Origin of the sequence: Embleya sp. NPDC059213, from assembly GCF_042754445.1 — a bacterium.
GTDB lineage: Bacteria > Actinomycetota > Actinomycetes > Streptomycetales > Streptomycetaceae > Embleya.
This window is the reverse complement of record NZ_JBHZAV010000047.1, coordinates 1-24,583: the sequence shown is the minus strand read 5'-3', so window position 1 is coordinate 24,583 and position 24,583 is coordinate 1. Positions and strand designations below refer to the sequence as shown.

Annotated in this window: 21 protein-coding genes; 7 read left to right on the top strand and 14 right to left on the bottom strand. The window is 70.3% G+C overall.

Annotated elements, in window-relative coordinates:
• Positions 1–221: 221 nt before the first annotated feature.
• The 4 genes from ACFXMF_RS19340 to ACFXMF_RS19325 all read right to left on the bottom strand — a co-directional run bounded on the left by ACFXMF_RS19340 (position 222) and on the right by ACFXMF_RS19325 (position 1,583).
• A complete protein-coding gene (locus ACFXMF_RS19340; protein ID WP_379990070.1) occupies positions 222–434 on the bottom strand; it encodes a hypothetical protein in 213 nt (70 codons plus the stop codon).
• A 116-nt stretch (positions 435–550) separates the two neighbouring features.
• Entirely contained in the window at positions 551–868 is a 318-nt protein-coding gene (locus ACFXMF_RS19335; RefSeq protein ID WP_379990072.1) for a helix-turn-helix domain-containing protein, read from the bottom strand.
• A gap of 8 nt (positions 869–876) precedes the next feature.
• Positions 877–1,194, bottom strand: coding sequence for a hypothetical protein (locus ACFXMF_RS19330; RefSeq protein WP_379990074.1), 318 nt, complete (start codon positions 1,192–1,194; stop codon positions 877–879).
• On the bottom strand, positions 1,191–1,583 hold the full coding sequence (locus ACFXMF_RS19325) for an ATP-binding protein (RefSeq protein ID WP_379990075.1): 393 nt from the start codon (positions 1,581–1,583) through the stop codon (positions 1,191–1,193). Before ACFXMF_RS19325 ends, ACFXMF_RS19330 begins: the two co-directional genes overlap by 4 nt.
• Positions 1,584–1,711: 128 nt before the next feature.
• On the opposite strand from ACFXMF_RS19325, the gene ACFXMF_RS19320 reads away from it, so the two are divergent.
• The gene (locus ACFXMF_RS19320) at positions 1,712–2,482 is read left to right on the top strand and encodes a GntR family transcriptional regulator (RefSeq protein ID WP_379990076.1); all 771 of its coding nucleotides are present in this window, start codon (positions 1,712–1,714) and stop codon (positions 2,480–2,482) included.
• 117 nt (positions 2,483–2,599) lie between these two features.
• On the opposite strand, the gene ACFXMF_RS19315 is transcribed toward ACFXMF_RS19320, so the two are convergent.
• The 3 genes from ACFXMF_RS19315 to ACFXMF_RS19305 all read right to left on the bottom strand — a co-directional run bounded on the left by ACFXMF_RS19315 (position 2,600) and on the right by ACFXMF_RS19305 (position 6,073).
• A complete protein-coding gene (locus ACFXMF_RS19315; RefSeq protein WP_379990077.1) occupies positions 2,600–4,330 on the bottom strand; it encodes an FtsK/SpoIIIE domain-containing protein in 1,731 nt (576 codons plus the stop codon).
• Positions 4,331–4,727: 397 nt separating this feature from the next.
• Entirely contained in the window at positions 4,728–5,939 is a 1,212-nt protein-coding gene (locus ACFXMF_RS19310; RefSeq protein WP_379990078.1) for a hypothetical protein, read from the bottom strand.
• Entirely contained in the window at positions 5,936–6,073 is a 138-nt protein-coding gene (locus ACFXMF_RS19305) for a hypothetical protein (RefSeq protein WP_379990079.1), read from the bottom strand. Before ACFXMF_RS19305 ends, ACFXMF_RS19310 begins: the two co-directional genes overlap by 4 nt.
• Before the next feature lie 1,428 nt (positions 6,074–7,501).
• Between ACFXMF_RS19305 and ACFXMF_RS19300 the strand changes: the two genes are divergently transcribed.
• Positions 7,502–8,353, top strand: coding sequence for an NAD(P)H-binding protein (locus ACFXMF_RS19300; RefSeq protein WP_360312048.1), 852 nt, complete (start codon positions 7,502–7,504; stop codon positions 8,351–8,353).
• 531 nt (positions 8,354–8,884) lie between these two features.
• Here ACFXMF_RS19300 and ACFXMF_RS19295 read toward each other — a convergent pair.
• Entirely contained in the window at positions 8,885–10,390 is a 1,506-nt protein-coding gene (locus tag ACFXMF_RS19295; protein WP_379990086.1) for an ATP-binding protein, read from the bottom strand.
• Positions 10,391–10,673: 283 nt separating this feature from the next.
• On the opposite strand from ACFXMF_RS19295, the gene ACFXMF_RS19290 reads away from it, so the two are divergent.
• On the top strand, positions 10,674–11,288 hold the full coding sequence (locus ACFXMF_RS19290; RefSeq protein ID WP_379990080.1) for a class IV adenylate cyclase: 615 nt from the start codon (positions 10,674–10,676) through the stop codon (positions 11,286–11,288).
• A gap of 167 nt (positions 11,289–11,455) precedes the next feature.
• On the opposite strand, the gene ACFXMF_RS19285 is transcribed toward ACFXMF_RS19290, so the two are convergent.
• Together ACFXMF_RS19285 and ACFXMF_RS19280 are read right to left on the bottom strand one after the other, a co-directional pair.
• The gene (locus tag ACFXMF_RS19285) at positions 11,456–12,622 is read right to left on the bottom strand and encodes a damage-control phosphatase ARMT1 family protein (RefSeq protein WP_360312046.1); all 1,167 of its coding nucleotides are present in this window, start codon (positions 12,620–12,622) and stop codon (positions 11,456–11,458) included.
• 221 nt (positions 12,623–12,843) lie between these two features.
• Positions 12,844–14,223, bottom strand: coding sequence for a UDP-glucose dehydrogenase family protein (locus tag ACFXMF_RS19280; protein WP_379990081.1), 1,380 nt, complete (start codon positions 14,221–14,223; stop codon positions 12,844–12,846).
• 609 nt (positions 14,224–14,832) lie between these two features.
• Here ACFXMF_RS19280 and ACFXMF_RS19275 point away from each other — a divergent pair.
• Both ACFXMF_RS19275 and ACFXMF_RS19270 read left to right on the top strand, forming a co-directional pair.
• On the top strand, positions 14,833–15,330 hold the full coding sequence (locus ACFXMF_RS19275; RefSeq protein WP_379990082.1) for an NUDIX hydrolase: 498 nt from the start codon (positions 14,833–14,835) through the stop codon (positions 15,328–15,330).
• Between the two features lie 219 nt (positions 15,331–15,549).
• Positions 15,550–16,734: a macrolide family glycosyltransferase gene (locus tag ACFXMF_RS19270; protein ID WP_379990083.1), complete on the top strand. Its 1,185-nt coding sequence runs from the start codon at positions 15,550–15,552 to the stop codon at positions 16,732–16,734.
• 21 nt (positions 16,735–16,755) lie between these two features.
• Here ACFXMF_RS19270 and ACFXMF_RS19265 read toward each other — a convergent pair whose 3' ends face one another.
• Positions 16,756–17,184 carry an SRPBCC family protein gene (locus ACFXMF_RS19265; RefSeq protein WP_379990084.1) on the bottom strand — a complete coding sequence of 143 codons (429 nt, stop codon included), beginning with the start codon at positions 17,182–17,184 and terminating at the stop codon, positions 16,756–16,758.
• 231 nt (positions 17,185–17,415) lie between these two features.
• Between ACFXMF_RS19265 and ACFXMF_RS19260 the strand changes: the two genes are divergently transcribed.
• Positions 17,416–18,252, top strand: coding sequence for a helix-turn-helix domain-containing protein (locus ACFXMF_RS19260; RefSeq protein WP_380018161.1), 837 nt, complete (start codon positions 17,416–17,418; stop codon positions 18,250–18,252).
• Positions 18,253–18,375: 123 nt separating this feature from the next.
• On the opposite strand, the gene ACFXMF_RS19255 is transcribed toward ACFXMF_RS19260, so the two are convergent.
• Entirely contained in the window at positions 18,376–19,236 is an 861-nt protein-coding gene (locus ACFXMF_RS19255; RefSeq protein ID WP_379989869.1) for an SDR family oxidoreductase, read from the bottom strand.
• Between the two features lie 194 nt (positions 19,237–19,430).
• Between ACFXMF_RS19255 and ACFXMF_RS19250 the strand changes: the two genes are divergently transcribed.
• Entirely contained in the window at positions 19,431–19,832 is a 402-nt protein-coding gene (locus tag ACFXMF_RS19250; RefSeq protein WP_360312032.1) for a helix-turn-helix domain-containing protein, read from the top strand.
• Positions 19,833–19,964: 132 nt separating this feature from the next.
• On the opposite strand, the gene dnaE is transcribed toward ACFXMF_RS19250, so the two are convergent.
• Positions 19,965–23,513, bottom strand: a complete 3,549-nt coding sequence (gene dnaE, locus ACFXMF_RS19245; protein WP_360312030.1) for a DNA polymerase III subunit alpha — start codon at positions 23,511–23,513, stop codon at positions 19,965–19,967.
• 277 nt (positions 23,514–23,790) lie between these two features.
• Positions 23,791–24,087, bottom strand: coding sequence for a DUF2277 domain-containing protein (locus ACFXMF_RS19240; RefSeq protein ID WP_360312028.1), 297 nt, complete (start codon positions 24,085–24,087; stop codon positions 23,791–23,793).
• Between the last annotated feature and the right edge of the window lie 496 nt (positions 24,088–24,583).

Sequence of the window (24,583 nt, the reverse complement as noted above, 5' to 3'; positions counted from 1 at the left end):
CGACGCCGACCGGCGGGGGCCACCTCGACGGGCGACCCGGCCAGACCGCGGGGGAGGTTGGTCCGGGCGTGTACGGGTCTGGGGATCCACGCGCCCCCACCCGGGTGGGGGCGCACCCGCGGGCGCGCGGGCAGGTTGACCGCCGGGGAGGGAAAGTCCTGGCCCCGTAGGTAAGACCCTTTGCGCGTAATCCGTCTAAAACGGACATTGCGATGGAGGGTCTACTGCTCGTACGTCCGGGATCGGTGGTCCTTGATCGCCTCGTTGTAGCGCGCCTGGTCGTGCTCGTAGCAGCGCGCGGCGCACGCCTTGCGCTGGACCTTCTTCCGCTGGCCGAAGGACATGTCGAAGGTGCGGACCGTGATCAGCATTGCCGCCCCGCACAGGGGGCAGGGGTCGAGTTCGTCGCGGTGAATCGTGTCGCGGTGCCTCATGCATGCACGGTAGTGGCCGGCCGGCCCCACGGGCGGGCGATCCGCCGGAGGCGTGGCCACACGACAGGGCCGTCCCGCCAGATTCGGGGACGGCCCTGGTGCGTGCGGTGGAGCGGTTATGGCTTGAGGATGCGGCGGATGGTCGAGTGGCTGCATCCGAGCCTGCCAGCAAGCTCGGCTACGCTCGCGCCGGCGTCGCGGGCGTGTGGCACCCGGGCGCGCACCTGCTCGTCGGCGTGCTCGTACAGGCCCTGGGCAAGGGCGTGTTCGCGGCTGCCCGGTCGGAACCCCTCGCGTACTCCGGCGTAGACGCTGCGCCGGTAGACGGCGATGTCGAGTCGGTGCCGCTCGTCGTCGAGGCGGTTTTCCGCTGCGGCGCGTTCGGCGGAGGTTGCGGCCTGGTCGAGCGTGGGGTCGAGGGTCCGCTTCCCCATGTCTGTCGTCAGTCCTCGTTGCCCATGCGGAGGATGGGCCCGGTGAGGGGGTGGTTCGGGTCGAGGGTGCGGCCCATGGCGGTCATGCGCTTGAGCTGGATCTCTTCGTCTTTGCGGGTCTCCTCGCGGAGGATGTCGGGGCGTTCGTTCTGGTCGACGCGTTCGAGGATGGCCGCGATCAGGGCGGCGACCGTGCCTTCGGGGATCTTGAGGGCTTCGACTTCGTACTCGGTGCCGTCGGCCGTCAGGTAGCGGGAGACGATGACTTGGTCACCGGTCCCTCCCATGACCTCGTAGTCGACCCATGTGCTGTCGGGTGATGTCACGTCGTTGCCTCTCGTGTGTCGGTGGGGTGGGACCAGGCGAGTTCGGCCCACATGGTGGTGATGCCGTCGGTGTGTTCGTCGCCCATCTCGTCGGCGAGCAGCGCGACCAGGCCCAGGCCGGGCCCGACCTCCCCGACGTCGACGCCGGGCGCGTCGTCGGTCACGCGGAACTCGACCTCTATCCGGGCGCGGTAGCCGTGGAGGCGGCCGGTGATGGTGAAGCTGGCGGTGCCTCGTGTGACGGCGTTGGTGACCAGCTCGGACGTGATCAGCTGCGCGTCGTGGACGCGGGGGGTGTCGTCGAGGACGTAGGCGATGTGCGCGCGGGCGACGGCGACCATCACGGGCAGGGAGGGAAGGTCGATCGTCGACTCGATGGCTTCTGCCACGGGACACCCCGAACCGTCCGCGACCCAAAGATCACTCAGGGTCGTGCTGGAATGCCAGCATGGACCTGGAGTACCAGCTACGTCAACCTGTACGTGAGAGCACGCGCGAGCGAGTGAGGCAGGGGCCCATGGTCTTCGGCGAGGAACCGGCGTACCGACGCATCGCGAACGACCTGCGCAACCGGATCGGCGCGGGTGAATTCGCCGCCGGCGGGGGCGCGTTGCCGTCCCGGTTCGAGTTGTGCGCGCACTACGGCGTGAGCGAGACCGTCGCCCGACAGGCCGTGCACGTCCTGGTCTCGGAGGGGTGGGCGATCACCCGGCCGGGCGCGGGCACGTTCGTGCGAGAGCGTCCGGAGGTGACGCGGATCCTGCGCACGCCGCGGCCGGAGCGCGGTCGCGGGTCGCCCTTCCGCGCGGACATGGAGGACCGCGGGCACTCGGGCACGTGGCGTTCGAAGTCGTCGACGACCACCGCGCCGCCGGAGGTGGCCGAGCGTCTGGGCATCGACCCCGGGGACCGCGTGATGCGCACGGTGTACGTGTTCCTCGCGGACGACGAGCCGGTCATGCTGTCCACGTCCTGGGAGCCGCTCGCCATCACCGGCGCCACGCCGATCCTGCTCCCGGAGGAGGGTCCGTTGGCGGGGAAGGGCGTGGTGGATCGGATGGCCGCGATCGGTGTGCGCGTCGCCGAGTCGTCCGAGGTCGTGTCCACCCGGCCGGCGTCCGCCGACGAAGCCGAGCGGCTGGGCGAACCGCTCGGCGCGCCGGTGCTCACGATCGAGCGCACCTACTGGGACACCGACGGACGCCCGGTCGAGACCGCGGACATCGTGGTGCCCGGGTCGCGCCGCGAACTGGAGTACCGCACCGTGTTCCCGCTCGACGACGAGTAGGCCGAACCCCCCGCAAGGGGTGCAAGATCGCTGGTCGCGGCCTTGCCCCCACCATGCGGGGGGTGCGGGATCCTTGCGCCTCCCGGGCAAGATCTTGCACCCCACGCACACCCCGGATTACAGGGCTTCCAGGGCCTTTTCGAGGTCGTCCCGCTCGTATCCGCGCTTGGTTCCCCCGTCGATCCACAGCGACCCGGGAGTGACGCCGAGCGGCCGGAGCAGGGTCGCGACGTGCTCGGCGTCGGCGGCCTGGTCGAGCCTGTCGGCCAGCTCGGCGGACGCGATCCGGGCGCGGTCCCCGACGATCGCGAGCACCTGACTCAGGAACACGGCGCGCGGGTCGAGGTCGGTCACCGGCAGGGTGCCCGCGGCGGAGCGCAACTCCAGGGCCCGCCGGGCGACGTCGTCCGCGCGGTCGTCCGGGGTGAAGAAGCCGCGCACCCGCTGGGGCTTGGACTTCTCGGAGAGGAACCACCCGGCTCCCAAGTGCTCCTCCGCGAAGTCCTGCGCGTTGAAGCCCTGGGCGGCCATGCCCCGGCCCAGGATGGTGTCCGACATCTCGGGGGTGGAACAGCGGCCGGCCCACCGGTACTTGATGTTGTCCCGGATGTACGAGGGCACGACCTTGTCCTCGGGCTTCTGGGTGAGCAGGCACGGCACGATGCCCGCGGCGCGTCCCTCCGCGACGAGCTTGCGGAGCAGCTCTTTGATGTCCTTGCCGTGTTGCGGGTCCAGGCACAGGCCGGCCAGTTCGTCGCACCACAGGAACAGCAGCCGTTCGCCCATGTCCGGGGCGAGCTTCTTTGCCTTGCGCGCGAGGATCACCCGGTAGCGGCGCATCATCTCGGCGACCAGATCGGTCAGCAGATCGACCACCGATCCCGCGTCGTCCGGAGTCGAGAGCCGGTGACAGATCGGGTGCCACGCCTGGGAGTCCACGCCCTGTTTCACCGGGGTGAGCCACAACTCGGCGTGCGGGTCCATGCCGATCGCCATGAGCAGCGCGAGCGCGGACATCGACTTGCCCGCGCCCGGCTGCCCACCGAAGAAGAACGAGGACTCGAACGCGGACACCGTGACCGGATTCCCGCGCACGTCCCGGAACAACTCGACCCTGCCCCACATGTCCGTTGCCCCGACCCCGGGGCGGGCGATCGGGTTGGCGGGCGACGGGCCCGCGAACGGGTGCTCGTCGAACACCCGGAGCATGAGCCGGCCGCCGTGCCCGACCACCGTGGTCATGTCCACCTGTGCGGGATCGGTGCCGAACGCGGACGCCAACTCCGCGCCGCGGCCGATCGCCTTCCCGGCCGGGACGCCACTGGGCAACTCGACCATCGACACCCACGCTTCGCCGTCCCGAACGACCGGCCCGACCACCCGCACCGTGCCGAGCTTCGCCGCGGCGAACGCCTCGCGCACGGCCTTGCTGCCCATGCGACCGGTCAGCAGGGCGGGTCCGCCGTCCTTCGGTCGCCGACGCCACCACTCGGCCGCCGCCGCGGTGCCGAACACGGCAGTGCCGAGCAGGTACGGAGTCGGGCCCCAGTGCGCCGCGCCGCTCGCCCCCGCGAGCAGGTCGCCGGCGGTGCCCATGCGGTCGAGCAGCCGGCAGCGTGGCGCGGCGAACGCGGGTACCGAGTCGACCACGCCGACGACCGCGACCGGACCGGCCGACCACGCCACGGCCCGGCGACGCCTGCGCCGTACCTGCTCGACCAACTCGGGCTTGTTCGCGCGGTGCTCGGCGTACTCGTCGGCTCGTACCCATCGCCACGTGTGCCGGATGCCCCGGCCGGTGCCGACGGTGCCGTACAGCAGCGTGCGGCCGACCAGCCGGGCGACCACCGGGAGACCGCCCCGGGTACCACTCGACGACCTGCTACCACCCGGTGCCACGGTCGTCCGGTGGTCGTTGTCCTGGTCGTGTCGGTGGTCGATCCGGCGGTTGTGTCGGTGGGCTTCCCGCCACCGGGAACCGTGGACGTATCGCCACGGTTGCCACCCGGCGCGAGACCGGCTTGCCGGATCATCTCGTCGGTGTCCGGCACGGCCGCCGGGCGCCGGATGGGGACGACGTTGGTGTGCGCGGGCTCGTCGTCTCGCCCATGCTGAATCAGGTGAGCCATGATCGGGGTTCTCCTCGATGGGGAGAGCGGGCCCCGGCCGCCGCCAAGCATTGCCGGGGCCCGCGTGGGTTTTCAGGGGATCGCCTGAGAAGGGCGACAGAAGGACGCGGTGTCCCTCAGTGGCGGGCCACGCCGTTGAGCGCGACGACTTCACGGCGCAGCTCGGCCGCCGCGCGACGCGACAGGCCCAACTCGCTCTGCAACGCCTCGATCGTGACCGGGCGCCTGGTCGACGCCACCGCGTCGCGGTGCATCCGCCGGGCCCGCCTCCGCAGCTCGACCGGCGACAGGGCAGGGGTGTCCACAGTGCCGACACCCTTCGCGGCTGACGGGGAGTCGCACTCGTCGTCAACGGCCATGGCATCCACGGGGCGGACGTCGTCCGAAGCGTCGGCCTGGTCGTGCTGCCGGTCGTCCGCGCGACCGCCCGGCGGACCGGACACGACAGGCTCGTCCACCACCGGCGCAACCACCGAAGTGGTCGGCCCCGTGGTCACGTCGATGGTCACCCGGTCGGTCGTCTCGACGACCCCATGGGGACCGGCACCCGACCAGGGGTCAGCGTGACCTGCTGACCTCTCGCCGGCCATGTGCGCGGCACCGCGAAGGTGGTCGGCAGTGGTGGGCACGCCGCCCACAACTGCGCCTCCAAGGGTGTTCAGACTGTGAAGCCCCTTGAGGGTGTCCACCGCCATGGACACCCTGGGGGTACCCGCTGGCGTGTATCCCCGGGGGGTCCGAGTGTGAAGCCCCCGACCCGCGTTGCCCGCAGAGCCACGCGGATCCGGCCGGTCCGCAAGACCACCAGGGGTGCCCACACCATGGGTACCCCCTGCCACCGCGGCGCGGCCCTCAAGGTGGCGGATCCGATCCGCGATCACCCGCCGGTACCCGGTCGCCGCTTCGGCCAGCACGATCAACAGCACGGGCGGAATCGAGTGCAACACGACCCCGGCCGCGTCGACTTCGGTCGGCACACCAAAGCCGCCGTCCGGCCACACCGACGACCACACGTTCATCACCCACGTGCCCAGGCCGGCGAACCACCGCAGCGCGGTCGCCCACCCGGCCGGCGCCGTCCCCAGCTCGACGAGCCGCGCGTCCACCAGGAGCACGGTCAACAAGGCGCCGGCGACCATCGGGTCGAGGGTCCACGCGATCCACACCGACACGTCGTGCCCGATCGCGAACCGGGTCACCGATGCCGCCGTGAACACCATCGCCACGACCGCGATCGTGATCAACGCCGCGGTGATCCGGCGTGACAGGACCCGCAGTTCTCGGATCTCGTTTGCCACCGAGTCCCACTCGGTCGCACCGCGGCTCACGCCTGGGCCTCGTCGATCGCGTCGAGCAGCACGGTGAGCGCGCCCACCAGCGCGCCCCGTTCGTACAGCAGCGTGCTCCACGCCGCCGTACCGATCTCCGTCGCCGTGACGTCGTCGAGCACCTGCCGCGCCATCCGGGCATGAACGGCCAGATCCACACCGGGACCCGCCCCACCCGTAGGGTCCTGCCGGGACCCAATGGTGAGGGGGTTGGCAGGGTCAACCGGAAAAGCCTCATCCGGCCACGTCGCCCCGAACGCGTCGGTGTGCCGGTCGGTGTGCCCGGCCGGGAGCACACACGGCAGGCGCGTGGGGTTGATCGGCTGACCACACCAGCACCCGGGGCGGACCGAGCCGCACGCCGCAGTGTCGGGGGTCGGGACCGGCGCGGACCCCCACACCCTGGGAGTCTCGAACGCGGGGACCGGATAGTCACAGTCCGCGCCGCGCACGGTCACGTCGAGCCGCACGTCGACGTCACCCACGCGGAACCGGGTCGAATGCCCGTGCAACGCGAGGGGACCGGCGGTGTCGGCCTGCTTCAGAACCCGGCGAGCCCGACGGGTAGCGGTCGTCAGGATCGCCTTCACGGCGTCCGACAAGGGGATGGGCGGAGGTTGTACCTTTCTGCTCACGGCTGGACTCCTTGATGCGAAGGGGTTCGGTCCAGGCCCCGGCCGGTGATTGGGTCACCGTGCTGGGGCTGCTTCGTCGCATGCAGGAGTTGCGGCGGACCACGGGGGCCGGTGTGCTCCGGGTGTGCCCGGACGCCCCGAAACCGCGTGGCATCAAACGACATTGGGCATCCGCCATACGGGCGTGGCCTGGGAGAGGGCGACATGGCCCGTCATCCCCCGTCACTCGCCGGTCCGGAAAGCGGGGGTCTTTTAATCCGCGGGTTCAGGGTTCGATCCCCTGACGGCCCACTCGCGTCAGGGCCGGGTTTGGGCTGCTGACCAGCATAAACACGGCGAACGTAGTCCTTTTGCGGCCCTGGACCTCTGGTCCGGGGCCGTCTGCGTGAGCGGTTGGGCGCCTGGTCAGCCTGCTGTAGCACTACCTCGACGGCGTCCACGGCACTGATCCACGCGGTCTGATCGACGCTCCAGAGGGGGAGTCGTCGCGGTGTCGGTCTCGACCCGTCCGCCGTCCGCAGGCTGGGAGCCCGTCTCGTGCTCAACGCGGAAGCCGGGCCGAAGCGCGGGCAGTGTTCGACGACGTCCCGGCAGTATGGCGCCGGCCCGGCGTCGCGTGCTGACACGCGTCTCGGGCCCGAGTTCCCGCTGACCAGGCGCCTGCTGTCGAGGATCGCGTCGCGCCTGCGCACGGCCGGTGCAAGCCGCGGCGTCGACGAGCACGATCCAGTCGTGCAGATGACCGGATCACGGGAATCGCCTGCGCAAAGGCATCGGCCTCCGGACGGTCCGACCGCGTCCCTGGCCTGCACCCTCGAACCCTGGTCCTCCGGGTCGACGGCAAGGGCGTGGTGACGTGCTGCTTGACCTCAACCTTCGTTGAGGTACGAGGGTCGTGTCATCGAACGGCGAGACGAGGAGATTCCGATGACACAGCCCAGGATCCTGGTGACCGGCGCGACCGGAAAGGTCGGCGGCGCGGTGGTGACCCGACTGCACGCGGCGGGCGTGCCCGTGCGGGCGCTGGTGAGAGGGGAGGCGGACTTCCCGGAAGGTGTGCAGGCGGTACGCGGCGATCTCGGTGATCCCGCGTCGCTGGACACGGCTCTGGAGGGCGTCGATTCGGTCTTCCTGGTGTGGCCGTTCCTGAGCGCCGAGGGCGCGTCGGAGGTGATCGACGCGATCGGGAAGCACGCCCGACGGGTGGTGTACCTGTCATCCGCCGGCGTCGGGAGCCAGGAGGAGAAGCCGGGCGAGGCGATCACCATGTTCCACACGGAGTTGGAGCGGCTGATCGAGGCATCGGGCCTGGAGTCGACGGCGCTGCGGCCCACCGGGTTCGCGAGCAACACGCTGGGCTGGGCGGAGGAGGTCCGCACCACCGGTGCGGTACGGGCGGCGCTGGCAAGGTTGGCCCGCCCGCTGATCCACGAGGCGGACATCGCCGCAGTCGCCGTTCAGGCGCTGACGACCGACGCCCTGCTCGGCGCCCGCCCCCTGATCACCGGCCTCGAACCGATCACTCAGGAACGGCAGGTGGCGCTGATCGGCGAGGCGATCGGGCGGCCGGTGCGGTTTGAGGAGATCACACTGGACGAGGCCGCCGAGCAGATGAAGGCGGCGGGCTGGCCGGCGGAGCTGGTGGAGGCCGTGCTGCCGGCCCAGGCGGAGATGCTCGACAATCCGGAGCCGGTCAACGATGAGGTGGAGCGCATCACGGGCACCCCGGCCCGATCCTTCCTGGAGTGGGCGGTGGACCACGCGGCGGACTTCCGCTGAGAGGGACGTCGATACCCGTTGACACAGACGACCGAAGCATCGGATCTCGACTCCGTGTCCCACACGCTTGACGCCCCGTGGTCGGGCTCCCCGCTCAGGCAAGCCCTGAGCGGTTGAACCGTGCAGGTCGGGAGGCCATCTCGCGACCATGGCGTGCCGGACTTGCCGCTGGTGCGCCATCGCTCCCCTGTGGTGTCCAGCCCGGCGACCACCGGTCCGTCGAGGCCGACGACGACGTCCGACTTTCACGTACGCAGGGCAGCCACCGGGGACGGGAAGTGGCTGACTCTCGGCGAACGCGGTTGTGGCGTCCCAGAGTTGATCCCGACGAGGCGGCGATGGTTCGTTCCTGCTCGTCGAGTGCCGATCGAGGGGGACAGGCGGTGGCCGAGCCTGCTGTGCAGGAGGTTCTGCAGCGGCGGGTGGTCGCGGCAATGGAGTCGCGGCGGATACGGCGCTTCCGCAGGGAAGCCGGTCGCCGGATCGCCCAGGGACTCCGGGCCGGTCCGGAGCCACTTTCGCCACACCGAATTACTCCCCGTAGAGGGTGGGCAGGTCGACTAGGAGGATGTCGTTCCGTCGGCCCACCAGTTCGATCAGGTCGGGGTAGAAGCCGTGTAGGGAGTACAAGGCCAGCGTGGTGCCGGTGGTGTCGTGCCCTTGGTCGGCCAGCAGAGTGCGAATGTGCTCCAGACGTTGCAGGTCTCCCGTGCCGCGGCGGGCGGCGGTCGCCTTGGCCTCCCCGATGAGGGCGATCTTCGCGCGGGCGGACTGCGGTCGTTCGCCGGCCGCCAGGGCGATGACGTCGACCTCGTGCTTGGTTCGGGCGGCCGGATCGGCGACCTCGGTGGTGCCGACCGGGCCGGGCAGACTTGTGGGCAGCAGGCTGTAGGCGTAGCGACGGGTGAAGTCGCGGGCCAGGTCCTCGAAGTGCGGTCCGAGGATCTTGGAGTTGAAGGTCGGAGCGGCCTGCTGCCACACCTGCTCGGCGAAGCCCTGCTCCACTGCGGCCGCCTGCGGCAGCGTGATCAACTGGTTGAAGCGGATGACCGGATCCGCGAGCGTGATGACCGGGTGCCGGGTACGCAGGATGTCCTGCTCACGCCGGATATACCCGGTCGACTCCAGCACCCCGAGAGGGTGGGCAACGGCGTTGCGCGGACGCTCAAGGGCCGCGCCGATCTTGGTGGGGGTGGTGGCGCCCTGGGCGATGGCGGTGAGGATGTCGTAGTACAGCGTGTGCTGCGTGATCCGCGGGTCCTCCCGCAGGAGGTACTCGGTCTCGGTGCGCGAGTACACCGCGCGGCCCGGGTCGAGGAGGGTGCGGGTGAGCCAGGCGTCGAAGCCGTCATCCGGATGCGGGCGGGCAGCCACCGGCCGGTAGCCGGGTGCACCGCCGAGAACCGCGTGCACCTTCAACGCGGTCAGCGGATCCTTGATCTGCCAGAAGGCGCGGCTGTCCCGGTAGTCGAACGGCCCCAGGCGCAGGTCGACCACGGCCCGGCCCCGCAGCGGCTTCGTCCCCGACAACAGCTCATGCATGACACTCATCGCGGAACCGCACAGGATCAACCGCGGGCCCGGCCCGTCCCCGGGCCGCGCGCCACGCTGGCGCTCGTCGTAAAGCTGCTGGAGCAGGCCCGGGATCTCAGGTGAGTGCTGCAGCAGGTACGGCAGTTCGTCGATCACCAACAGCGGGTGCGGTGAACGGGCGGTCACATCCAGGGCATTGGACAGCACATCACGCCAATCCGTCAGGCGCAGACTGCCGGACCGCAGACCGGCATGGGCGGCGACCGCATCGCTGAACCGCCGGATCGCAGGCAGCCGCCCCTCTTCCCGGACCGCCGTGACATACAGGCCGCCGACCTGCTCGGACAAGGCCTGCAGAAGGTACGACTTCCCGTGCCGCCGTCGGCCGGACACGATGCCGAGCCGCATCGCGGGATCCGGATCAGCGAGGAACTCCGCGAGAAGGTTCCACTCTCGGTCCCGGTCGACCACGTCGCCAGGCTTGGCCGGCAGACCGTTCTCCATCGAATCCCCCACAGATTGACTGCGACTTATTACGTCTAAGTCTACTTCGACATAATCCGTATTGCTGGGCTTCGCCATGACTGCGGCAGCAGCAGAGCCCGGAGAGCAGAGGCCGTCCCAACCTTTGGTCCGGGGCCATCTGTGTGAGTGCGGCGTGAGTGGATATCCCGGCATCAGGTCCCACCGGAGTGGCCGGGGCATCACCGGCGGCCTCGGCCGGGGCAGACCGCGCGCCTCGCCGCGACGGAGGCCCCCGGACGACGACCAGGAAGAAGACAGATCGATGAAGCACGAGTACGAAGCCAAATTCCTCGCTGTCGACGTTGCCGATGTCCGGGCGCGGCTGATCGAACTCGGCGCCGTGCGAGCGTTCCCCCGCACGCTGCTCACCCGCAAGATTTTCGAGCACGACACCCTGACCGGCGGCCGATGGCTGCGGTTGCGCAGCGAGGGGATCCGCTCGACCCTGACCCTCAAGCAGGTCACCGACGCCACCACCATCGACGGCACGACCGAGATCGAGACCGGGGTCACCGATCTGCCCGCCATGGCCGAGATCCTGCGCAGCCTCGGGCTTCGGGAGGTCCGCTATCAGGAGAACTACCGCGAGGAGTGGGTCCTCGGAGGGGTCACATTCGACCTCGACACCTGGCCCGGCCTGCCCACCTTCCTGGAGATCGAGGGCCCCGACGCACCCTCGGTCCGGCAGGCCGCCGCTCTGCTCGAACTCGACTACACCACGGCGAGATTCGGCAGCGTGGACGAGATCTATCGCATCGAGGCCGGACGGGACATTCTCACCGAGCCCACTCTGCTCTTCGCCGAACCGACGCCGACGCCGACGCCGAATGCGAAGGTGAGGCGGACGACGAAGCCATGCCGGAGGTGGGCCGCGTAACTCCCGAGCCTGCCTGAGGACTTCCTGCTGCCGCCAGGGAAGGAAGCCCGAGTCCCGGGCGCCCTCGGACCGACGAGACGAGAGGTTCAGGCTGTCGGTTTCCTCGATCGGGTACAGGATCGACCGCCGCCGGCGTCCTGTGCCGGTTCCATCGGGTCCGGGCGGGATTACGTTCCCGCGTGGGCCTGGATGAGACCGTATTTGCCGCTGGTGCGCCACGGCTCCCCGGTGGCGTCCAGCTCGGCGACCATCGGTGCGGTGAGGCCGACGACGACGTCCGACTTCAACGTACGCAGGGCAGCCACCGGGGACGGGAAGTGGTCGACCCGCTCGGCGAACGGGGTTGTCGCATCCCAGAGTCGATCTCCGACGAGGCGGCGGTAGTTGAGGTCGCCCTTGCCGATCGTCATCGTGGCCCCGGACAGCTCTGCCCTGAGGTCGGCGGGCATGTCGTGGAACGGCAGCGGCGCGCAGAAGAACCGGTGGGTGCGGACCATGAGGATGCCGTCCTTCATTGCCCGGTGGAGTCGACGGCCGATCAGTCGTGCCTCCTGCCCCGGTGCGAAGCGGAGGCGGTCGAGGGTCGCGAGGACGTCGGCGGTGGTCGCGTCCGACACGTAGTAGGGGGCGGGCTTGACGTAGAGGACGACCTCGGCGGCCGGTCCGCTCGTGAGGAGATGGTCGATCAGGACGAGGTCGGGCAGCAGTTCCCGTCCCGCGTTGTCCGCGATGACACAGACCCTCGGGTTGTTCGCGGCAGCGAGCGCGGACCACAGGAGCGGACTGTCGTCCGCGATCAGGGCGGGGGATCGGGTGTCCGGCGCCGAGGCGGTGATTCGGAAGCCGAGGTCCGCCCGGTTGCCCCAGAGAGCCGACGAGAGCAGCACCTTTGCCCGCTGGTCGGCGGACAAGGATGGCAGGTCGTCGAGAGCCGCCGACTCGGCGTCGACGGCCGGGCCGGCCAACTCGGCGTTCTTCAGCGGCGCGAACGGGTCGATGCCCTGCCAGGTCCCGGGTCGGAAGTAGCCGGTGGCTTCGAGCAGCCTGCGGTAGAAGTAGCTCTCGGCCCACAGGAACGGCGCCTCGCCCCACGGCCGTCCGAACAGGCCCTCGCCCCACTCCAGCCACTGCCGATGATCGTGGGCGCTCTCGCCGAGCGGCTCCAGCACGCCGCCGGTGCTCTCGGACAGGAGTTCCTCGACCGCAGCCCGCTCGGTCGGTCCGTATGGCAGAGCGTCGAGTACCCGGCGAATGAGTTTCGGGTGCCGCTCGTGGAAAACGCCCCAGGCGAAGGAGCCGGGGACATCACTCAGGATCGTGGGCGCAGTGGACACGTTCGGGCTCGTCCTTCTCCTCGTCGGCCGTCACCGGGACCCGCGAGCGGACCGGCGCCGGCTCGGTCGACGGCGGGCATGGCGTGGCTCGGCGGCGACGCCGGGCCGGCCGGGCTGCCGACAAGCACCCGACCGGTACCAGGATCGGCGGCTGCGCGGTCCGGCGTTGCATCGACACGGAACTTGGGCACGCTGCCCGCGCAGGGGCCGGAGGTGGGTCGTTACGGTGCCGCGCTCGTGTCGGGAATGTCGTTCGGACGGGCCGTCGGGGGAGTCGGCAAGGCGGCTTCCGGGCGGCCCGGTTGGTGGACGGTCCAGTGGGCGGTGCGCCATGGGTGGGGGTCCAGGTCGTTGGGGAGGTCGACCAGGATCGGTTCGGTGGGCAGGGGGTGTAGGGCGCGTGGGTCGGCGTGGCGGAATTGGGGCCAGGCGGTGGCCAGGACGATGACGTCGGCGCCGTGGCAGGAGGCTTCGAGGTCGGTGGCGTAGTCGAGTTCGGGGTGGCGGGCGGCTGCGGTGGTGTTGGCCTGCGGGTCGTGGACGCGTACGTGGGCGCCTGCGCTCGCGAGTCGGACGGCGAGTTCGAGGGCAGGGGATTCGCGGACGTCGTCGGTGCCGGGTTTGTAGGCGGCGCCCCAGATGGTGATGGCGGCATCGCGCACGGGTTTGCCGTGCAGGGCGTACACGATCAGGTCGAGGGCGCGGGCGGTGCGGGCGTCGTTGATCTGCTCTGCGGCGCGTAGGAGGGTCGCCATCTCGGGCACGCCGAGTCGTTCGGCGTCCGTGGTGAAGGCGCGGATGTCCTTGGGGAGGCAGCCCCCGCCGTAACCGAGGCCCGGGCGCAGGCCGGCCGTACCGATCCGGGAGTCGTGGACGAGTGCTGCCGCGAGGGTCATGGCGTCGGCGTCCGCCGCGGCGCACATGTCGGCGATGGCGTTGATGAAGGAGATCTTGAGACCGAGGAAGGCGTTCGCGGCGCCTTTGGCGAGTTCGGCCGTGGCGGGGTCGGTGACGAGCAGCGGGACGCCGGCGTCGAGGAGTGGTGCGTACACCTCGCGGATGACCTTTTCCGCCCCGGCATCGGTGACGCCGGCGATGATGCGGTCGGGGTACAGGCTGTTTTCGAGGGCCTCGCCCTCGCGCAGGAATTCGGGATTCCAGACCACCCGGATGTCGACGTCGGGGGCGATGTGTTCGACGAGCGCGGTGAGGCGCGCGGTGGTGCCGACGGCGACCGTGGATTTGCCGATGATCGTGCAAGGCCGGGACAGGTGGCTCGCGAGAGCGCTCGCAGCGGCGAAGAGTCGGCCGGTGTCGTACGTGCGGCCGACGGCGTCGAGCGGCGTGTCCACGGCGAGGAAGTGCACGTCGGCGAACCACGCGGCCTCGGCGAAGTCCGTGGTGAACCGCAACCGCCCCGACGCCGTGTGCGAGGCCAGGAGTTGCGGCAGGCCCGGTTCGTGGATCGGGGACTCGCCCAGGTTCAGGTGCCCGACGCGAGCGGGGTCGATGTCGACGCCGACCACCTCGTGGCCGAGTTCGGCCATTGCCGTGGCGTGCGGAACGCCGAGGTGACCGCAGCCGATGACGGAGACGCGCATCGTGATCCCTTTCGATGGGGGATGTTGCGGGACGGACCGGCCGACCTCTCGGCCCGGGGCATCGGCGCGGTTCGGTGTGGCGCGATGGGATGGGCGGGTGAGGCATGGGGTGGCGGAGAGCAATCGGCGGATGCTTCGGGCTCGGGATGTGATGGATCGGGAGTATGCGCGGGCGTTGGAGCGGGCTGCGTGATCCCTTCGGCAATCGGATCCGGTTCACCCAGCTCAAGTCCTGACTGACTGGCTGTCGGGCGCGGAGCCGGGTGGCGGACCCCGGATCGCGCCCCGGGACCTGGGAAGTCGGCTCGGTGTGTGGGCAGTCGGGTGGGCTGCCCGGCCGGTTCCGCGTCGTCGCGGCCCGGCCCGGCGGCGGTGACCCGAAGTTGCCCCACTGCACCCCGACCCGTTCGTCCCGCTCGGCCGGCCAGGCCGTGCCGAGCCACCGCGTCCAGGCGGTGGTTCGAGGCGAACGCCGGGAGCCGGCCACCGAGTTCCCTCCGACCTGGCCACCCCCCGGCTCGCCCTGTCCCGCCCCGGAGCCCCGCATCCGGGGCGGGACAAGGCGGGCCGGGCGTCGACACGGCCGAACGGCGCCGGCAGGGTGTCCCGATGCGAATACCGAGGCAGGCGGCTCGTGTTGCGGTGCTGGACTCGGGCGGAGCGGTCTTCATGTTCCGGTACGACAACGAGGAAGTCGGCGTGCACTGGGCGATGCCGGGCGGGGGACTGGAGCCGGGCGAGGCACCGATCCGGGCGGCCGAGCGCGAACTGCGCGAGGAGACCGGCTGGACCGACGTCGAGGTCGGCGCCGTGTTCTGCCTCTGGGAGCACGACTTCACCCGCGCCGGGATCCCCGTCCGGCAGCGCGAACGGATCTTCCTGGCCCGGGGCCCGCGCCGAGACCCGATCGGCGATCTCGTCGCGGCACACGCGGCGGACCGGATTCTGTGGTGGCGCTGGTGGACGCCCGAGGAGTTGGCCGGCGACACCGAGCCGCTGTGGCCGCCGCAACTGCCGGAGTTGCTCGCGGCCGTGACGAACGCCGGCCCGCCGGTACCGCCGATCGACCTCGGTTACGTCCGAAACGGCGCCCCGGACCCACGATGATGCCCCCGGTTCGGCCGGTGCCACGATCGGCCCCAAAAATCGGTTGGTTCACGACCGGAGCTCGGGGTAGCGTCGATCACATGCTTTTCGTACAGATCTACGGCTGACATCGGCGAGGGCTGTGCCCTCGATCCGCCCGCACCGGGCGGCGCGTGACGTGCGTGCCGACACCCGGGGCGTCGGACTGTCGTGTCCATCCGCCGTAGATCCGAAACGAGAATGCTCATGTCTCAGCGTCGCCGTGCCCACATCGCGATGATCGGCATCCCCGCCGTCAGCCATGTCCTGCCCAGCCTCGAAGTCATCCGCGAACTGGCCGATCGAGGCCATCGCGTCAGCTACGCCAACGACCCCGCCGTCGCCGACCTGATCGCACCGACCGGGGCCGAGTTCGTGCCGTACCGCTCCACACTTCCGGTCGCCGACAACGACTGGCCGGCCGATGCGATCGGCGCGATGGGCGTGTTCCTGGACGATGCGATCAAGGCGCTGCCGCAGTTGCGTGCGGCGTACGACCACGACCCCGCGGATCTGTACCTCTACGACATCGGCGCGTATGCCGCCCGGGCACTGGCCGAGAGCCAGGGGCGGCCGATCGTACAGCTCTCGCCGACGTATGTGGCCTGGCAGGGCTACGAGGAAGAGGTGCTGCCCGGGATGAAGCAACTGCCGGGCGCGGACGCGTATTGGGCGCGATTCGCCGCCTGGCTCGCGGACTCCGGCGCGACCACCACGGACGTGGACCTGTTCGGCGGCCGGCCCCGCCGGGTCGTGGCCACGGTGGCGCGCGCGATGCAGCCGAATGCGGAGCGGGTGGACCCGGACGTGGTCGACTTCGTCGGTCCGTGTCCGGGTCGGCGTGCCGATCAGGGGGAGTGGACCCGCCCGGCGGGCGCCGAGCGGGTGTTGTTGATCTCGCTGGGTTCGGCGTTCACCCGGCAGCCGGAGTTCTATCGGCGGTGCCTCGCGGCCTTCGGCGACCTGCCGGGGTGGCATGTGGTGCTTCAGATCGGCCGGCATACCGACCCGGCGGGCCTCGGGGCGATTCCGGACAATGTGGAACTGCACACCTGGGTCCCGCAGTTGGCCATCCTGCGGCAGGCCGACGCGTTCGTCACGCACGCCGGCATGGGTGGTTGCGGCGAGGGACTGACGACCGGTGTGCCGATGATCGCCGTACCGCAGGGTGCCGAGCAGTTCGCCAACGCGGATCGCCTGGTCGAACTGGGCGTGGCCGAGCGCCTGGACACGGCGGACGCCACGCCGGAGGCCCTGCGCCGGGCCCTCCTCGCCCTGACCTCGGACCCGGAGGTGGCCGCCCGCTCGGCCCGGCTGCGGGACCAGGCACGTGCCGAGGGCGGCGCGGTCCGCGCGGCCGACCTGATCGAGGCCGAACTGGGCTGATCCCGGGGCGGCCGGCCGGGCCTACTTCGCTGGGCCGGCCGCTCGGGCTCGGTCTTCCATCGTGCTCTTGATCAGGTCGGCGCCGTGTGCCATCGCCTGCCGCATCGACTCCGCGAGAGTGTCGGGCTGCACGTCGCGGGTCCAGGAGAAGGTGCAGTGACCGGTGGTGGCCGGTCGTACCCGCATGGTTGCCCGGTCGTGGGTGGGTGTGGCGCTGCCGCCGATCACCGCGTAGGTGAAGCTGCGTTCTTCGGGATCGACCTCGATCAGGCGTTCGCGGGCGGTCGTGCCGTTGGCGAAGGTGACGAATCGAATGCCGGGCTCCTCCAATCGACTCTCCACCACGAAGCCCGGAGCCATCCGGACCGGCCCCGTCTCGAATTCGCCGACGATCGCCCAGACGTCCTCGGCGTCGGCCTCGACGATGCGTTCTTCGTGGATGTACGTCATGGGAACTCTCCGGTTCGGACGGGGGCTTCGGCACGATGTGCGCTCATTTCGAGCCTGCCGGCCGGACCCGCCCGGGTCTTGAACATCCTTGCGCGTAGCGGACGCGGACGCCGACGCGGACGCGGACGCCGACGCGGACGCGGACGCGGACGCGAAGCGGATGCGGCGCCGAGGGGCGCGGGGCGTGCGGCCTGCGCCGCCGCTGTCGGTTCGCGCGCGTAGCGTGGAAGCGTGTTGTCGTCCGTCGATCTCGTCGCCCGGCCGGCGTTCGTGGTGAGCGCGGTGCGGTGCCTGAGCGACCATCGACACTGGACACCACCCGAGGAACACGACGGTCACCGCATCGTGCTCGTGCGCAGTGGTCGGTTCCGGCGTCGGGTCGACGGTGTGGACGCCGAGCTGGATCGGACCGTCGGCTACGTCGGAGTCCCGGGCCAGGAGGAGTGTTTTGCCCACCCCGCCGGCGGCGACGTGTGTACGTCGGTGCGGGTCGCGCCGCAGGTGTGGGTGGATGTGGCGGGCGACCCGGGCCGGCGTCCGAGGTGTTCGGCGCTCTACGTCGACGCGGCGCTCGATCTGGCGCATCGACGTTGCCTGTCGGCCGCCGAGGGCGGAGATGTCGACTACGCGCTCGCCGAGCAGATGTTGACCCTGGTTCGGCATGCGGTCGATCGGGTGGTCGTGCGACCGCGACCGCGTTCGCTCGCGTCGGGGTCCGACGACCGGCGCCTGGTCGCGGCGGCGCGTGAGGCGATCACGAGTGGAGACGCCGCCTCCGGCGCGTTGTTCTCGTTGGCCGAGTCGATCGGGGCGTCGCCGTATCGGCTGAGCCGGGTCTTCTCCCGGGAGATGGGCGTCTCGATCACCCGATACCGGAACCGGGTCCGGCTCGGCCGGGTGCTGGATCGTCTGGCGGCGGGCGAGGGCGACCTGGCCGCGCTGGCGGTCGACCTCGGCTTCGCCGATCAGGCGCACCTTTCCCGGACCGTGCGGACCGAGCTCGGGTACACCCCCACGGCGCTGCGACGACTGCTCGGGCCGGTACCGGGGGAGCCGCACCCGCGGTGAAGCGGCGCGGCCGACGCGCTTCGTCGGCGGGCACCGGGACCGGCCGACCCCGCCACACCCGAAGCGCCCCCGCCGCGGCTCGATGCCGCGACCGGGGGCGCTTCCTCGTCGCCGGTGTCCGGCTCAGCCCTTCAGCGCTGCCGCGACGGTGTCCGCGAGCGGCGTGGTCGGGCGGCCGAGCAGGGTGGACAGGTCGCCGGTGATGCCTTCGAGCGCGCCTTCGGCGATCCGGAGGTCGGCGTCCACGAGCAGCTCGACCAGGAACGAGGGGAGGCCGACGCCGTTGAGGATGCCGGTGTACTGCTCGGCCGGCAGGTTCGCGTACGCGACCTCCTTGCCGGTCTGCTTCGCCGCCTCGGCGGCCAGCTCGGGCAGGCTCCAGTTGTTGTCGCCGGTGAGTTCGTACACCTTCCCGGCCTGGTCGTCGCTCAGCAGCACGATGGCCGCGGCCTCGGCGAAGTCGGCGCGCGAGGCGGAGGCGATCCGGCCCTCGCCGGCGGAGCCCGCGACCGCACCGCGCTCGACGGCACCGGCCAGCGAGCCGGTGTAGTTCTCGGTGTACCAGCCGTTGCGCAGCAGTACGGCGGGCAGGCCGGTGGCGGCGATCCGGGCCTCGGTGTCGCGGTGCACCCGGGACAGGCCGAGCGGGCTCTCGCTCGCGGCGTAGATCGAGGTGTAGATCAGTTGCCCGACCCGGGCCTCGGCGGCGGCGGCGACCGCGGCGGTGTGCTGGGCGATCCGGTCCGCCTCGGGGCCGTTGGAGGACACGAACAGCAGCTTGTCCGCGCCGGTGAAGGCCGGTACCAGGGTTTCGGGCCGCGTGTAGTCCGCCTCGCGCACCTGGACTCCCCGGGCGGCGAGGTCGGCGGCCTTGGCCGGCGTCCGTACCGCGGCGACGATCTCCGAGGCCGGCGTGCCGCGGTCCAGCAGGGCGTCGATGACGAGGCGGCCGAACTGCCCGGTGGCTCCGGTGACGACGATCATGACGAGTTCCTCTCTTCCGTGCCGAACCCGTCGTTCGGCCGCTGCCCAAACGATTGCACTAACTTTTCGAAAGTGCAAGCTGTGAGAAAGTGCAGTACTTTCGAAAGTGCCGGCCCGGGGGTAGCCTCGATCCATACAGACGCGGAAGCAGCCGCAGCAGCCAGCCGCAGCCGCGGAGAACGAAGGGGGCAACGATGGAAACCGTGACCGAGACCGGGCCGGATCCCACCCCGGAGTTCGAGTTCGACGTGTTCGCCAAGGAGTGCGTCTCGCGGGCGGCCATGGAGCACATCACCGGCCGCTGGGGCGTGCTGGTCCTGGGCGGGCTGTACGACGGCCCGATGCGTTTCAACGCGCTGCGCCGTCGGGTCGACGGGGTCAGCGAGAAGATGCTGGCGCAGACCCTCCAGGCGCTGGAGCGGGACGGCTTCGTGCTCCGCGAGGTGCACAGCGCGATCCCGCCCCGGGTCGAGTACACGCTCACCGAACCGGGCCACGCGACGGCGGCCAAGCTGCTCGATCTGATCAAGCACCTGGAGAGCCACATGCCACAGGTACTGGCCGCGCGCGAGGAGTACGACCGGACACACGCCTGAGCGCCGCGCACCCGGCCGACGGCCGCGTGGCCGACCGCCGGGCGCAAGACGAAGGGGCCGGGACCACGAGATGCACTCTCGTGGTCCCGGCCCCTCGGCCGTTCCCGCCGATCCGGCGGGTCCGCTCCCGGCTCAGATGCTCCAGACCCCCGCGCCCAGCATCGACTTGATCTCGCCCGCGAGACCACCCTCCGGGTTGACCCGGAAGTCGAGGTTGTAGCGGGTGCGCATGCGGGCGCTCTCCAGGATCAGGTGCACCGGGTTGTCCCCGGGGTGCGAGGAGAGCACCCGCTTGATGTCCTTCACCAGCTTCTCGTTGACCTTGGTGGTGGGCAGCCGCAGGCACACCGGAGCCTTGCCGCCGTGTTCGGCCGAGCCGATGTCCAGCGGTACCAACTCCGAACCGAACACGCTCAGCGCGCCGTCGCGTTCGTTGAGCCGGCCCTTGATGCTGACCGCGACGTCCTCCTCCAGCGCGTGTGCGACCAGCGTGTAGGACTGCGGGAAGAACAACACCTCGATCTCGCCGTCGTGGTCGGCGAGATTGATCATCGCCCACGGCGAACCGCTCTTGTTGACCTTGCGCTGGATGCCGGTGATCAGGCCCGCCAACTGCACCTGGCCCTCGGTGCGGCCGGAGTTCTTCAGCTCGGTGATCGAGGTGTCGCGATGCCGGGACAGGATGTGCTCGGCGCCGTCGAGCGGGTGCGCGGAGACGTACAGGCCGAGCATCTCGCGCTCGGTGGCCAGCTTGAGCTTGCGCGGCCACTCCTGGTCGGTGAGGGTGAAGTCGAGGCCGACGGCCGGTTCCGCAGCGGTTTCGTCGCCGCCGCCGAACAGGTCGTACTGACCCGCCGCCTCCTGCTTCTTCAGGCCCACCACCGCGTCCAGGGCCTGCTCGTGCACGTCGACCAGGGCGCGGCGGGTGTGCCCGAGGGCGTCGAACGACCCGGCCTTGACCAGTGATTCGACCGCGCGCTTGTTGCAGGCGGGCAGACCGATCTTGGTCAGGAAGTCGGCGAAGGAGCTGAACTTGCCCTTGCCGGTGCGTGCTTCGACGATGTCGTTGATGACGTTGTCGCCCACGTTGCGGATCGCCCGCAGGCCGAACCGTACGTCGGAGCCGACGGCGGTGAAGTCGGCGACGGATTCGTTGACGTCGGGCGAGAGCACCCGGATGCCGGCCGACCTGGCGTCGGCCAGGTACATGCCCATCTTGTCTTTTTCGTCGCCCACCGAGGTGAGCAGGGCGGCCATGTACTCGGCGGGGAAGTTCGCCTTGAGATAGGCCGTCTGGTAGGAGACCAGGCCGTATGCGGCGGAGTGCGACTTGTTGAACGCGTAGCCGGCGAAGGGGACCAGCACGTCCCACACCGCCTGGATCGCCTCGTCGCCGTAGCCGCGTTCGCGGCAACCCTCCTGGAACGGGATGAACTCCTTCTCCAGGACTTCCTTCTTCTTCTTGCCCATCGCGCGGCGGAGCAGGTCGGCCTGGCCCAGGCTGTAGCCGGCCAACACCTGCGCGGCACGCTGCACCTGCTCCTGATACACGATCAGGCCGTAGGTGGGGCCCAGGACTTCGGTGAGCGGCTTCTCCAACTCCGGGTGGATCGGCGTGATCTCCTGCTGGCCGTTCTTGCGGAGCGCGTAGTTGATGTGCGAGTTCATGCCCATCGGGCCGGGCCGGTACAGCGCGGAGACGGCGGAGATGTCCTCGAACTCGGTCGGCTTCATCAGCTTGAGCAGTGCGCGCATCGGGCCGCCATCGAGCTGGAACACGCCCAACGTGTCGCCGCGGGAGAGCAGTTCGAACGTGGTCGGGTCGTCGAGCGGAATCTTCTCGATGTCGACGTCGACGCCGCGGTTGGCCTTGATGATCTTGATGGCGTGATCGATGATGCCCAGGTTTCGCAGACCCAGGAAGTCCATCTTGACCAGGCCCATCGATTCACACGACGGGTAGTCGAAGCCGGTGATGATCACGCCGTCCTTGTCCCGCCGGTGCAGCGGGATCAGGTCGATCAGCGGGGTCGAGGACAGGATCACCGCGGCGGCGTGCACGCCGGTGCCGCGGGTCAGGCCCTCGATACCGCGCGCGGTGTCGATCACCATCTTCACTTCGGGGTCGGACTCGTACAGCGCGCGGATCTCGCCGGCCTCGGTGTAGCGCGCGTGATCCTTGTCGAACATGCCCGCCAGCGGCATCGACTTGCCCATGATGTCCGGCGGGTACGCCTTGGTGATCCGGTCGCCGGTGGCGAACGGGAAGCCCAGGATCCGGCTGGAGTCCTTGATCGCGGCCTTGGCCTTGATCGTGCCGAAGGTGTTGACCTGGGCGGTGTAGGCCGAGCCGTACTTCTCGGTGACGTAGCGCACCATCTGGTCGCGCTGGCGGTCGTCGAAGTCGATGTCGACGTCCGGCGGGTTGATCCGCTCGGGGTTGAGGAAGCGCTCGAACAGCAGGTCGTAGTCGAGCGGATTCAGGCCGGTGATGCCGGTGAGGTAGGCCACCATCGAACCGGCCGCCGAGCCTCGACCGGGTCCGACCGGGATGCCGTTGTCCCGGGCGTACTGGCAGATGTCGGCGACCACGAGGAAGTAGGAGTCGAAGCCCATGGGCGTGATCACGCCCATCTCCAACTCGATCCGGTCCAGTACCTCCTGGCTCGGGTCGTCGCCGAAGCGGTGCTTCAGGCCCGTGGCGATCTTCTTGCGCAGGTACGTCGCCTGCGTCTCGCCTTCCGGGACGTCGAACTGCGGCATCCGGTTGACCTCGGCGAACACCTCGTCGTAGGGCTGGATGCGTTCGGCGATCGCGAGGGTGTTGTCGCACGACTCGGGCAGTTCGCCGAACAGCCGGCGCATCTCGTCCGAGGTCTTGATGTAGTAGCCGGTGCCGGCGAACTTGAACCGGTTCGGGTCGGCCTTGTTCTTGCCCACGCCCACGCACAGCAGCGAGTCGTGCGCGTCGGCCTGGTCCTCGGTGACGTAGTGCGAGTCGTTGGTGGCCAGGAGCGGGATGCTCAGCTCCTTGGCGATCCGCAGCAGGTCCTGACGCACCGTGCGCTCGATGTCGAGGCCGTGGTCCATCAGTTCCAGGAAGTAGTTCTCCTTGCCGAAGATGTCCTGGTACGCGGAGGCGGCCTTGATCGCCTCGTCGTACTGACCCAGGCGCAGCCGGGTCTGCACCTCGCCGGAGGGGCAGCCGGTGGTGGCGATGATGCCCTCGTGGTGCAGGGCGATCAGCTCGCGGTCCATCCGGGGCTTCATGTAGTAGCCCTCGATGGACGCGAGGCTGGAGAGGCGGAACAGGTTGCGCAGGCCCTGCGCGTTCTCCGCCCACATCGTCATGTGGGTGTACCGGCCGCCACCGGAGACGTCCTTGCCGCCCTCGCCGTCCTCGCTCGGCGCGCGCTTGCCGCCGGGGGCCCAGAACTCGGGGCGGCGGGCGTGCCGGGTGCTGGGGGCGACGTACGCCTCGATGCCGATGATCGGCTTGACGCCGTGTTTCTTGGACGTGCCCTGGAACTCGTAGGCGCCGAACATGTTGCCGTGGTCGCTCATCGCCACCGCGGGCATGCCCTGACGGGCCACCTCGGCGAACAGCTTGTCGTTCTTCGCCGCTCCGTCCAGCATCGAGTATTCGGTGTGGACATGCAGGTGAACGAACGAGTCAGACACGGTGTGTGAGGCTCCTCGGAGGGGGCGGCGGGGACCATCCACCATAACGCGGCGGAGGCCGGCAACCGGGTGTCCGAGGCAGGTGTCCGCAGCCGCCGGCGAAGGCTTTTCCGAGTCGTTTCCGAGCTGTATCCGAGTGGCCCCACAGTGGCCTGCGACGGGGTTTTCGTGGGGGTTCGGCGGGATTTGGTGGGGCTGTTGCGCGGCTTTTGCGGAGCGCCGCGCGGGTTGTGAGGGGTGCGGGGCGGGGCGTCGCGTCGGGCCGGTCGCGGGGCCGTCAGTGCGTGTGGGCGGGGGCCTCGGCAGGGGTCTCGGCGGCGGCTCGGGCGGCGGCTTCGCGGCGGCGCAGCGGGGGGAGGGTGGGGGGTGGTTGGCGACGCTCGGGGAGTTCGGCGAGCAGGGTTTTCGTGGCCTCGGCGATGGCGGCCACGGCGCGTTCGACGGCCTCCTCGGTGCGGGGTGACGTGGTCTGCACGCCACCTACTTTGCGGACGTATTGGCGGGCGGCGGCTTCGATCTCCACGTCGGTGGCGGCGGGGTCGAGTCCGCGGAGCGTCGTGATGTTGCGGCACATACCTTTCAGGCTAGGCGGGGCCGGTGACATTCGCCGGGGGCGGCGGTGGCGGGGTTGGCCGCCCTGCCGGTCCTCGCGCCGGACGGGCCGAGTGGATGGCCTGGCCTGCGGCGCTTGTCCTCAAACGCCGGACGGGCTGGATTCGGGTTGGTGGGTTGGGTTGCGGTGGGTTGCCGTGCGGGCCCGTCGGGGGTTGGCCGGCCTGCCTGTCCTCAAGCGCCGGACGGGCTGGGTTTGGGTGGGTTCGCGGGTTGGGTTGGGGTGAGTTGCCGGGTCGGGCCTGTCGGGAGGCCGGCCTGCGGCCTGCTTGTCCTCAAGCGCCGGACGGGCTGGAGGTGGCTGCTTTGGCGGTTCGGGTTGTGGTGGGTTGCTGGGTCGGGCCCGTCGGGGGTTGGCCGGTCTGCGGCCTGTTTGTCCTCAAGCGCCGGACGGGCTGGAGGTGGCTGCTTTGGCGGTTCGGGGTGCGGTGGGTTGCTGGGTCGGGCCCGTCGGGGGT